This is a genomic window from Flavobacterium sp. (assembly GCF_044339515.1).
Lineage (GTDB): Bacteria > Bacteroidota > Bacteroidia > Flavobacteriales > Flavobacteriaceae > Flavobacterium.
Genome location: NZ_JBIIVK010000009.1, coordinates 34,987 through 47,647 on the forward strand (window position 1 = coordinate 34,987; position 12,661 = coordinate 47,647).

The following is a 12,661-nucleotide window of genomic DNA, read 5'->3' on the forward strand; positions in this document are numbered from 1 at the left end:
TAGGGTTCATCTTTTTTAAAAGAAATTCAAAGGGCTTTTGCCCTTTTTTTTATGAAAGTATTTATAGATGAGAGTGGCGATTTAGGATGGACACTTGACAAACCAAATAGAAACGGTGGGTCAAGCAGATTTATAACCCTAACCGGCATATTAATTTCTGATGAAGAAGAAAAATACATCAATCGATTTATATCAGATATTTACAGAAAATACAACCTGACTCCAAACATAGAGAAAAAAGGAGCGAACTTCACACCTGAACATGCTAGTTATATCACAAGTCAACTAAATAAACTATTTACAAAAAGCAACTCATTTAAGATCATAACAATTACTGTCAACAAATCTAAAGTCTTTGATTCTCTAAGAAAAGATAAAAATATTTTCTACAATTACGTACTTGGGCTATTACTTGAAAGTGAAATTATTCAACATAATCAAATTTCTATATTTCTTGATAAAAGAACAATAAAAGTCAGTCATGGAGAAAGCTTTCCTGATTATATAAAAACAAAAATTTGGGGACAAGGCTTAGATATTGAAATTTCATGTAACTTTATTGAAAGTACAAAAAACAAAATGATTTGGATCGCAGATTGGTATGCAAATTTTGTTTGGAGAAATCATGAAGATAATGAAACTAGTTCCTACAATCAATTATCCGAATTTCCAAAAATATCGATTTTTTGAAAAGAAGTTGTTTTTCTAATTATTCCAATTTAAATAAAATCAATCAAGCGTTTGGACTTTTAATTCCAAATAAAACAAAACCTTTTTTTTGTAACTTTGTAAAAAGCATTAAATTAAATTCTCTCTTTAAAATCTCAGCAACTCAGAACCTCAGCCTCTCAGCCCCTCTCAAATGAAATTCCAAGTCATATCCGAATACCAACCCACAGGCGACCAACCGCAAGCCATTGAAAAATTAGCAAATGGTATCTTGAACGGCGAAAAATACCAAACCCTTCTGGGCGTTACCGGTTCCGGAAAGACATTTACCGTAGCAAACGTCATTGAAAAAGTGGAAAAACCAACGTTAGTGTTGGCTCACAACAAAACCCTTGCCGCTCAATTATACTCCGAATTCAAGCAATTTTTCCCGAATAATTCCGTGCAGTATTTTGTGTCGTATTATGATTATTATCAACCCGAAGCGTATATTCCGGTAACGGGAACCTATATTGAAAAAGATTTATCCATTAATGATGAATTGGAAAAACTGCGTCTTAGCACCACTTCTGCCCTACTTTCCGGTCGCAGAGATGTGTTGGTCGTTGCTTCTGTTTCGTGTTTGTATGGTATTGGAAACCCAGTCGAATTTCAAAAAAATGTCATTTCCATTGACCGTGGACAAATCATTTCTAGAACCAAATTATTACATCGTTTAGTGCAAAGTTTGTATTCCAGAACGGAAGCAGAATTTACTCCCGGAACGTTCCGCATCAAAGGCGATACGGTGGAAATTTTCCCAAGTTATGCCGATGAACCGTTTCGCATTCATTTCTTTGGCGATGAAATAGAAGAAATTGAAGCCTTTGATGTCAAAACCACAAAAGTAATTGAACGCTATTCCAAACTGAATATTTATCCCGCGAATATGTTTGTGACTTCGCCTGATGTCTTGCAAAATGCCATTTGGGAAATTCAACAAGACTTGGTCAAACAAGTGGATTATTTCAAAGAAATCGGTAAACATTTAGAAGCCAAGCGTTTGGAAGAACGAACGAATTTCGATTTAGAAATGATTCGCGAGTTGGGCTATTGTTCCGGCATCGAAAACTATTCTCGTTATTTAGATGGTCGTCAACCCGGCACACGACCGTTCTGTTTGTTGGATTATTTTCCGGATGATTTTTTAATGGTGGTCGATGAAAGTCACGTGACCATTTCGCAAGTGCATGCCATGTACGGTGGTGACCGAAGCCGAAAAGAAAACCTCGTTGAATTCGGATTCCGACTTCCGGCGGCGATGGACAACCGTCCGTTAAAGTTTGAAGAATTTGAAGCCTTGCAAAACCAAGTGGTTTATGTTTCCGCCACTCCGGCCGATTACGAATTACAAAAAAGCGAAGGTATTTATGTTGAACAAGTTATTCGCCCTACAGGATTATTAGACCCAATTATCGAAGTCCGACCCAGTTTAAACCAAATCGACGATTTAATCGAAGAAATTCAAGTCCGTTGCGAAGCCGACGAACGCGTTTTAGTCACCACGTTAACCAAACGCATGGCGGAAGAATTGACCAAATACTTAACCAAAGTTTCCATCCGTTGTCGCTATATTCACTCCGATGTGGATACGTTGGAACGCGTAGAAATCATGCAAGATTTACGCAAAGGTTTATTTGATGTGTTGATTGGGGTAAACTTACTCCGAGAAGGATTGGATTTACCCGAAGTTTCGCTCGTTGCCATTCTCGATGCCGACAAAGAAGGTTTCCTTCGCAGTCATCGTTCGTTGACCCAAACGGTAGGTCGAGCCGCCCGAAACGTGAACGGAAAAGCCATTTTGTATGCCGATAAAATCACCAACAGCATGCAAAAAACGATGGACGAAACCACGTACCGTCGTGAAAAACAAATTGCCTACAACACGTTGCACGGATTATCGCCAAAAGCCCTGAACAAAAGTCTCGGCAATGCGTTGAGCAACAATTCCGTTTCAACACAATACTACGAAGACAAAATCCTAAAAGCTGCCGAACCCGAAAGTTTGTACCTCACCAAACCCGAAATAGAAAAGAAAATCCGCGACCTCCGAAAAATGATGGAAAAAGCCGCCAAAGAACTCAATTTTATCGATGCCGCCAAATTGCGTGATGAAATAAAAAGTTTGCAGGAGAAGATGTGATTTTTTTAGAAGCTATTCCCGCTTTACGCTACAAGCTTGTTTGCAAAAACCGTTTTTTCTAAGCCGCCCCAAGAGCTTCCGTTGGTCGCTTTGGTTCAGCAAGAAAAAATCAGCTTTTGCGGCACAAGGCTTTTCGCTGCAATCGGGGCTAAGAAATTGTGCTAGAAAAGTGATTATTTTGAAAATGTACTATTTTAAGAAATTTATTAGGAATTTATTGAGGTGTGGAAGTTTTTTGTATTTTAGTAGAATGATACAATTGAGCATATAACTATCAATTTGGTTAGATTTACTCAATAAAATATATAAAAACTGAGTATATATACAAGTTGGCGGTCATTTTAGGACGACACACCAAACAGACAAACCTAACATAAGAAATAGTGAGTTTACCGAAAGAACATACAGCAGAGACTAAACGACTTCTTAAAAAAGTTTCCAAAGACAAAATTGCAAAATGGCTTTTGGAAGAAGGTTATTATCCCGAACAGTATATCGTGCCACCAAGTTTTAAGGTTAAAAAATTTGACTTACAAGCGAACCCATACTTTGCTATTGACAATAGCGTTGCTGGACAACCAAAATTTGAACCTGAAAAAGACGAACTTCTAAACATTTCTTATCCAAAGACAGAACTAACTGACAGAACATTTGGAATTATTGCACCAAAAATTTACCACGACATTGTTTGGTATCTAATAAATGATTGGGATACGATTTTAAAAACATTATTTAGACCACAAAACAAAATTCATTCATATAGTTTCCCTATCCCAATAACCTCTAAAAGTGAAGGAGAATTGGGAAATTTAAGAGCAGGAAGAATGATATATGAGTTTTTGGAAATGGCAGAAAAAGATTTGGTAGCAGAAGCATATAACTACAAATACATTTTACAGACTGATATTAAAAACTTTTATCCTTCAATATATACTCATAGCATAGCTTGGGCAATTCACACAAAAGAACTAATCAGAAAAAAAGGAAACAGAAATAAATTCAACGATTATGTTGGATTATTATTAGACAAACTTTTTCAAAACTCAAATGACGGTTGTACAAATGGAATTGCAATCGGACCAGCAATTTCTGACCTAATTGCAGAAATAATTTTAAGTGCTGTTGACACCGAGTGTTCAAAACTAATTGACGCAAAAGGCATTGATTTTATAGGTGTTCGATTTAAAGACGACTATCGTTTTTTGTGTAATTCAAAACAAGACGCAAATTTCATAATAAAGACTTTGCAAAAACAAATGGCATTATTCAATCTGACATTAAATGAAAATAAATCGCAGGTTTCCGAACTTCCAGAAGGTTTATTTAGAGAATGGACAGCCGAATATCAACCATTTTCATTACGATACAAAAAGAAAATTAGTTACAAACGATTTGAAAATTCGTTTCGTGGAACTTTAAAAGTTGATAAAAAATATGAAGGAACAGGAGTTGTTGACCGCTTCTTATCTGAACTTTACTCTAAAAATTATAATCTAAAATTCAACTTTGAAGACAAAAATTTGCTTAAAGCAATCAGTCTATTATTAATGTTGAAGGAACGCAGAAATAAATCGTTTCCGCAAATACTTGGAATAATTGAACAAATAATTAATCAGAACGGAAGCAAAACAAAGACCGTTTCAAAAATTAGTTCTATAATTGAAAATTTACTAACCGAAAAACTAAAAAATATTGACGATAACCAATATGACTTATTATGGCTAATTTACTTGGTAAAATCACTCAACTTGTCAGCAATTACGTTTCCGAAAAAGATCAAATCTGAATTGATAAAAAGTTTGAAAACAAATAGTGTAGAATTTTTTAAACCAATTCCAGCTGACATAAAACTATTTGACACAATAAAGAAACCGACAAAGAATGGTTTGCTTTTGGAGCACTTGTCAATATTCAAAAATGAAGAAGAATAAAAACGAACCCTGCTCTCATTAGTCTTCTTTGGTAGCACACTGCTCTGCGAACGTCTGTGACTTCGTAGCTAAAAATTCCTATTTTTTAGAATCAAATCCAAAAAAAAGTGGAAAATTTGCGATTACATTCTAATTTTAAAGGTTAATATTTTATAATTAACGAATGAATCTTGCTCTCAAAACAGAATAAATTCCTTTATTTTTATCTCAAAAAAACTAATAAACTGTACAATTTCATTTCAAAAAGCAATATCAACTAGCTAAGAATTTAAAAAAAATTGCGTACTTACAATTCATCATCATTTACAGAATTCTTATTACAAAATTTTAAAGAAAAAAATATTTCTTATATTTGATAAAAAATAGAAAATGACTTTTACTGAAAAAAATATCATCGAAAATTATCTTGGCCTTTTCGAAAATTTAAATGCAATAAGTAAACTTGAACTCATAGAAAAGTTAACCAAGTCTTTAAAATCTGAAAGCAAAAGTAAAGAAAGAAATTTTTACAAGTCATTTGGTGCTTTTTCAACAGAAAAAAGTTCTGATGAAATTATTGCAGAACTAAAATCCAATAGAAAATTTAAAAGTAAAGAAATTAAACTCTAATGAGCTATTTACTTGATACAAATATTTGTGTTCATTTTCTTCGTGGAAAATTTGAAATTGACAAAATAATAAAAATAAAGGTTTACAAAATTGCTACATTTCTGAAATAACGGTATTAGAATTAAGATATGGGGCAGAAAATAGTATTGACAAAGCAAAATCGCACAAAGCCGTAGACAATTTTCTCAAAGGAATTGTTGTCATTCCAATATTCGGTTCCATAAAAAAATATGCTGAAGAGAAAGTTAGATTAAAAAAACTTGGAAAACCTCAAAATGATGAGTTTGATTTATTGATTGGAGCTACTGCCATTGAAAATAAATTGATTTTAGTAACTGAAAACACTAAAGACTTTGAGCGATTAGAGGGTATCTTCATTGAGAACTGGATTTCACGTAAATAATACATTTGTTAATAATAGCAAGTATTTCTTTGAATTTGAAAACCAAAAATTTTAAACCTTCCCTTTGCGTCTCCGCGTCTTTGCGAGAAAAAGAAAAAAATTGCGTGCCATTAACCACACAAACTATGAAAACCCCTCACCAACTCGCCACCCGCTTTCGAGAAGTCATCCTAAACGGCACTTGGATTGCCAATACCAATTTCAAAGCCCAATTGGAAAATTCACATTGGGAAATAGTAACTCAAAAAGTAGGCAACCTCAACACCATTGCCGTTTTGGCTCAACACATTCATTATTACATCAACGGCATCAATCAAGTGTTTGCCGGTGGAACGTTGGATATTAAAGACAAATACAGTTTCGATTTTCCGCCCATTACTTCACAAGCACAATGGGAAACCTTTTTACACCAATTTTGGGAAGATGCAGAAACCTTTGCCAAGCACGTCGAACAACTTTCAGACGAACAACTAAATGCCGATTTTACGAATCCGAATTATGGAAGTTACTATCGCAATATCGATGGCATGATTGAGCACAGTTATTACCATTTGGGGCAAATTTCGTTGATAAAAAAGATGCTTTTAACTGAAGAATAATTCTTTTTTAAAAAATCAATTATAAAATTTACCAATCAGTCAGCTAAAATAAAACGTTGTTAGTGAGCAATAAAGCAGAAAGCAACTGTTATTTTTGTAACATAAAAATGTTACATATTTACGATATTTAATGATTTTTATTAAGTAAAATTGTATAGATTTACTTAATAATTCATCATTTTATGAAAAAAGCCTATCTACTTCTACTTTTAATTTGCAGTTTTTCTTATGGACAATATGAAAGAGAAATTGATTCTTTAAATACAATTATTAGTAAAACCAAAGATGTTCAAATCAAAGTTGATAGCTACAGAGAATTAACCCAAATATATATTACAACCGATTTAGCAAAAGCTCAAAGCAAGATAAATGAGCTTAAAAATCTCAATAAAAATAATTCATGTGAAAAGTGTGAAGCAATGTCTGATTTCTTACAAGCACGATATTATTCAATGTCAATTGAAAGTTCAGATAAAATAATAAAGTGCTACAAAAAAAGTATAGACCGATCTTTTAAAAATAAGGACTATGATTTTTACTCAATCGTCATGATGCACCTAATAAATCATTACGTGAATAAAAATAAAATGGACGAAGCGGAAGTGGAATTAAAAAAGTATTTAGCCCTTACCAAAAAAATCAACTTTACCGATTATTACAATAGTATTTATTATCTGTATGGAAAGCTTTATAAAAGAAAAGGATATAACAATTTGGCTCTGAAAAATTTAATACTTGCAGACAAATATTTCAAGTATAAATTTAAAGATGATATTTCTGTGAGAATTGGAGATTTATTAGAGATTGCCTCGTTTTATACTGATTTAAAAAATAAAGAAAAAGCAAACCTCTACATCAAAAAAGCACTTAAATTATTTGAAAAAACAAATCATCCAATAACCGTAGTGAATACAAACTTCAAATTGGGTGAAATAGAATACAAGAATAAAAACTATTCCAAGTCATTGAATTATCTAACACAGATTTTAAATCCAAAAGATACTGCTAAAACTGTACCCTATAAATACGACATCGCTTTATTAATGGGACAAAATTATCAAGAAACTAATGATTTAAACAAAGCAAGTCTTTATACTGAAATGGCTGTAAGAGAATTTACTAAATTACAAGATTCTCTATATTTGATTATCGCATTAACAAATAATTCAAAAATAAATATCAAGAAGAAAAATTTTCCTTCAGCCAAAAAAGACATTGATTATGCAAAAAGATTATTGCAGAAACAAGAGATAACTTTAGATTATTTAGAGGTTTACAACACCGAAATTGAATACTTAAAAAAAACTAAAAACTTTGAAGCGGCCCTGGAATCAATAAATCAAAAAGATTTTTATCTCAAAAAATACAATGAAAAAACAAATTTAGCTAATCTAAATGAGCAAGATATCATCTACCAAACCGAAAAAAAAGAACAACAAATTGAACTACTTTCGACACAAAATGAACTAGCACAAAAACAAAAATACATTTACATTGCTTTATTAGGATTATTGGTTTTGATTGGAGGAAGTTTATTCTACGGTTACCGCAACAAAATCAAAACAGCTCAAAAACTAAATGAATTAAACGAATTAAAATCACGGTTTTTTGCGAATATTTCGCATGAATTTAGAACACCGCTAACGTTGATAAAAAGTCCGGTGCAAAGTTTGCAAGCAGATATTTCTGATGAAAATCAAAAAAGTAAATTGGATTTGATTGATAAAAATTCCAATCGAATGTTGGAATTGGTGGATCAACTTTTAGAACTTTCAAAATTGGATAGCGGAAAATTAAAACTCATTTTAAAAGAGGGAAATATTGGTTTGTTTTTACATTCGATAGTTGAATCTTTTACTTTTCAAGCCAAAGAAAATAAACTGTTGTTTACTTCCACTATTGAAAAAAATAAAGAAAATCACCATTTTGACAAAGATGTAATTGAAAAAATTGTAACTAACTTGCTTTCAAATGCCATCAAATACACTTCGGAGAATGAGAAAATTGACTTTAGTTCAACTATTGTTGACAATCAGCTACGATTAGTTGTATCAAATTCCGGTTCTACTATAAAAAAGGAAGAAGTTTCCAAACTATTTGAACGCTTTTATCAGAAAAATGAAACCCAACAAGGCGTTGGTATCGGGTTGGCATTGGTGAAAGAATTGGTCGATTTATATAAAGGAACCATTGCAACTACACTTGAAAATGGCCAATTATCATTTATGGTGAATGTACCGTTAACTGAAGCCCATGAAAATGCAGTATCAATGCCTATTAAAGAAACAACTCCCAAATCTGAGAATATTATCATTGATACCGAATTACCTGTTTTGTTGATTGTGGATGATAATGCTGAAATCCGTTCCATAATAAAAGACATTTTCAAAGAAAACTATCAAATTTTGGAAGCCGAAGATGGAGTACAAGCCTTAAAAATAGCCAATAAAGAAATACCGGATTGCATTATTTCTGATGTCATGATGCCCAAAATGGATGGTTTTGAATTTACTAAACAAATTAAAACCAACGAATTAACATCTTTCATTCCGGTTATTTTATTAACCGCTAAAACTTCGGATGAAGCCCATTTAGAAGGTTTAAAAAGCACAGCCGATGCTTTTCTGACTAAACCGTTTAACAACGAAATAGTAAAAGAGACTGTAAACCAATTGACTGCTGAACGCAAAAAACTACACACTCGTTACAGTCAGGAATTGGTTTTACGTCCGGTGGATATTGTCATCAATTCTGTTGATGAAAAATTTATAGAAAAATTACAGCTTATCTTAAGCAAAGAGTTAGCCAATGCAGACTTTAGTGCTGATGACTTTGCCAATTCAATTGGCATGAGCAGAATGCAGTTACATCGTAAATTAAAATCCCTTTTAGGTGTTTCTGCTACTGAATTTTTACGAAACGAACGCTTAAAAGCCAGCACCGAATTACTAAAAAAAGGCAAAGCAAACATATCAGAAATTGCTTATTCTGTAGGATTTAATGATGTGTCTTATTTTTCAAAATGTTTCAAAGAAATGTATCATTGCACGCCAACTGAATACATGGAAAAAAGCTAAAAAAAACTGCTCAATCCCTAATTTTATTGAGATGTAACACCATGTTACATATATCATAATCCCTGTTACAATAGTCATAGGGATTTTTTTTTGCTTCCAATACTTTTACATCGCCACAAAATGATAATGAGATGCCAAAAAAAGAAGCCGTTAAGTATGACGCTACAATTGATCAGTTTTTTGACAAAAAAATAATCATCAATGTGAACCATTTGGAAAATGGAAATTATGAATTGAATATTATCAATAAAAATAAGCTCATTATAAAAACAAGATTTAAAAAGAAATAGTATGAAAAAAATTCTAACCATATTACTATTACTGCCTTTCCTATCAATTGGTCAAGTTGGAGTGAACACCACAACGCCCGGTGCAGCTCTGGATGTAGAATCTTCAAATAATGGTGTTTTAATACCAAGAGTACAATTGACCTCTACTTTAGATGTTTCAACAGTTGTTAATCCTCAAGGCGGTGCTTTACAAACATCAACACTGGTATATAATATAGCACCGGCTGGAGTTGTACCAAACAATGTAGTAGCAGGTTTTTATTATTGGAATGGTTCACAGTGGACTGCTATTGCAGGAAATGCTCCTTCCGACCATGATTGGTATGAAGTGGGAACAACAACAGCACCTAATGCAATCACTGATGATATTTTTCATACCGGAAATGTTGCCATTGGCAAAAACACAGCCGATTATCCTTTGGAAGTCAATACCACCAATTTTCAGTTTGGTTTTAATAATATTTTTAATAATCCTACGGCAACAAACGTACAAAAAGCAACTATCAATAATACCATTACAGACAATACGAATGATTCCAAATATGGTGTAATTAATAACGTAACAAATAATAGTACAACATCTGGAGCGGTTGGTGTTCGCAATAATATTAATGGAGATGGAAATGTTTTTTATGGTAATTCAAACTATTTAAGTATAGGAACAAATAGTAATGGTGCTGATATCATAGGAGTTCGAAATAATATTGATTATAATTCGAATAATTCTAATGTAAAAGGAATGTATAATATTTTTAACGGTACATATGGTAACCTAAACTTATTTAACGGGTTAGAAAATGACTTTCGTGTATCAGCCTTACGAAAAACCGGGGTTAATAATATTTTTAATGCAAATACGGATGGATTTAATGTGGGAATGTATAATTCATTATCGTGTAACTTACCTTTAAATGATCAATATGGCGTGTGGAATAATGTAGTTACCGGTGCAGCAACAAATGGAGATAATTATGGATTGTATAATTACTTTTCAGGTAGTGGTAATAGTAGGAAATTTGGCATTTATACTAGAATTGACAGTAATGGTGATGGACAACATTTTGGAACATTCCAGGAAATAAATGGCTCTGCCGCTGGAACAGGAACAAAATATGGAACGCGAACTACTATTAACAGTAATGCCGGAGGTGTACATTATGGTATTCATTCAACAGTATTAAAACCTGGTGCTACGAATTTTGCAGGATATTTTTTAGGTAATGTTGGCATCGGAACCACTGTCTCAAACATTTATACTTTTCCACCATCACGCGGTACTAATGGTCAAATCATGCAAACAGATGGAGCTGGAAATTTATCATGGACAAATCCACTCAGTTTAGGTACAGGTTGGTCTTTATTTGGTAATTCAGCCATTATAACTCCTGCAAATCCTGCAATCTACGGAACATCACCTATTGGAGGTACCGAAAATTATATTGGTACTACAAATGCACAAGCTTTTGTAGTAGGTACTAATAATATAGAACGTATGCGAGTACTATCATCAGGAAATGTTGGAATTGGTTTAGCAACTGCACCAGCCAAATTATCTGTTTTTGGTAGTTTTTTATCTCCAACAATTCCAAATGCTACAACAAATGCAATGTTGCGAATTGGAAATAATATTGAAGGTCTAGATATAGGAAAAGCAGGAGTAGCGGGTAATTATTCAGCTTGGTTACAATCCGGTTTTAACGGTTTTTCCGATCCTTTAAGTTTACAACCACTTGGTGGAAATGTAGGAATTGCCACTACAAACCCAACTCATTTATTACATGTGAATAGTCCATCACCCGGAGCCGTAAGAATTGTTGATGGAACCCAAGCGGAAGGAAGAGTATTAACATCTGATGCAACTGGTGTAGCTACTTGGAGAATTCCGGGTATAAATGCAGTATTAGGAAACATATCACCTACTGGGGTGAGTATTGCTTTTAACGAAGGAGATTATTTGCAAACAGGTACAACAATTACTTTGCCACCGGGTACTTATGCTGTTCAAGTTACAATGCTTTTGGCTCGAAATAGTTTGTTACCATCACCAAATGATTCTTCCTTTTGGGTCCGATCAACTTTTTCAGATTTAACTATCACTAATCCACCTATATCACCGGATATAGTCGGTTCAAATTTGATAAGTGGTAATTTTCCTGGAACAAATTTATATGCAATGCTAGCTGGAACAGTAATCATAAATAATTCTTCCGGTGCAAATAAAACTTATTATTACGTTGCAGGACGTTGTGTTTCGTTTAATACAACAGAGACATTGACTGGTTTTGCCAGTACTGCTTGGTTAGAAAATACAATTTTTGCAATTCGATTAAATTAAAAAATTATTTAATTATAACCTTTAAATCAAAAACAATGAAAACAAAAATTTTAAAATCAGTGTCCATTGTACTTTTTATGAGTACTAGCCTATTTTCTTGTAGTAGCGACAGTATTGTTACTAATGAAAATGAAACCAACAGCAGTAATTCAAGTCTTTTAAAACCGCCACCTCCTGGATTACCCGAATTTTATTACCGTTACAATGGTGTTCTGCCTTACACCAGTGTTCCCGAAGCATTTGTAGTCATTTCTAACAATGTAATCTACGCAATGGACGGTTCATTTAATGTGATAAAAATACCGCTAAGCTCAATTGAGGTTGGTACTTATTTTATTGGCGGTTCAAACATTTTTACTTATAATTTGCCTTCGAATCCCGATACTTGGTTTGCTTATGACGGTTATATAATAATTACTCAAAATAATGCTGCTGAAATTTCCGGAATTTTTAAAGTTGAAGGAGAAGGTAATGGATACAAAGGCATCACTTCAATAAATGGTTATTTTAATGATTTACCGATTGTTCCATAATTTAAACATTTTACCATAGTACAAAAAAAGCAC

Annotated in this window: 10 protein-coding genes; all 10 read left to right on the forward strand. The window is 33.0% G+C overall.

The annotated features are described in order from the left end of the window. The first annotated feature begins 51 nt into the window (after window positions 1–51). A complete protein-coding gene (locus ACIQ0M_RS03865; protein WP_396149906.1) occupies window positions 52–690 on the forward strand; it encodes a DUF3800 domain-containing protein in 639 nt (212 codons plus the stop codon). A gap of 172 nt (window positions 691–862) precedes the next feature. Beyond that, the gene (uvrB, locus tag ACIQ0M_RS03870) at window positions 863–2,851 is read left to right on the forward strand and encodes an excinuclease ABC subunit UvrB (RefSeq protein WP_396149908.1); all 1,989 of its coding nucleotides are present in this window, start codon (window positions 863–865) and stop codon (window positions 2,849–2,851) included. Window positions 2,852–3,234: 383 nt separating this feature from the next. After that, window positions 3,235–4,782, forward strand: coding sequence for an RNA-directed DNA polymerase (locus ACIQ0M_RS03875; protein WP_396149910.1), 1,548 nt, complete (start codon window positions 3,235–3,237; stop codon window positions 4,780–4,782). 369 nt (window positions 4,783–5,151) lie between these two features. Next, entirely contained in the window at window positions 5,152–5,391 is a 240-nt protein-coding gene (locus ACIQ0M_RS03880) for a hypothetical protein (protein WP_396149912.1), read from the forward strand. Window positions 5,392–5,536: 145 nt separating this feature from the next. Then, a complete protein-coding gene (locus ACIQ0M_RS03885; protein ID WP_396149990.1) occupies window positions 5,537–5,794 on the forward strand; it encodes a hypothetical protein in 258 nt (85 codons plus the stop codon). Window positions 5,795–5,919: 125 nt separating this feature from the next. Then, window positions 5,920–6,393: a DUF1572 domain-containing protein gene (locus ACIQ0M_RS03890; protein ID WP_396149914.1), complete on the forward strand. Its 474-nt coding sequence runs from the start codon at window positions 5,920–5,922 to the stop codon at window positions 6,391–6,393. Window positions 6,394–6,575: 182 nt separating this feature from the next. Continuing rightward, on the forward strand, window positions 6,576–9,470 hold the full coding sequence (locus tag ACIQ0M_RS03895) for a response regulator (RefSeq protein WP_396149916.1): 2,895 nt from the start codon (window positions 6,576–6,578) through the stop codon (window positions 9,468–9,470). Between the two features lie 131 nt (window positions 9,471–9,601). Beyond that, window positions 9,602–9,760 carry a hypothetical protein gene (locus tag ACIQ0M_RS03900; RefSeq protein WP_396149918.1) on the forward strand — a complete coding sequence of 53 codons (159 nt, stop codon included), beginning with the start codon at window positions 9,602–9,604 and terminating at the stop codon, window positions 9,758–9,760. Window position 9,761: 1 nt separating this feature from the next. Then, complete coding sequence (locus tag ACIQ0M_RS03905) at window positions 9,762–12,095, forward strand: hypothetical protein (protein ID WP_396149920.1); 2,334 nt, start codon at window positions 9,762–9,764, stop codon at window positions 12,093–12,095. A 35-nt stretch (window positions 12,096–12,130) separates the two neighbouring features. Beyond that, complete coding sequence (locus ACIQ0M_RS03910) at window positions 12,131–12,628, forward strand: hypothetical protein (RefSeq protein ID WP_396149922.1); 498 nt, start codon at window positions 12,131–12,133, stop codon at window positions 12,626–12,628. Window positions 12,629–12,661: the final 33 nt, after the last annotated feature.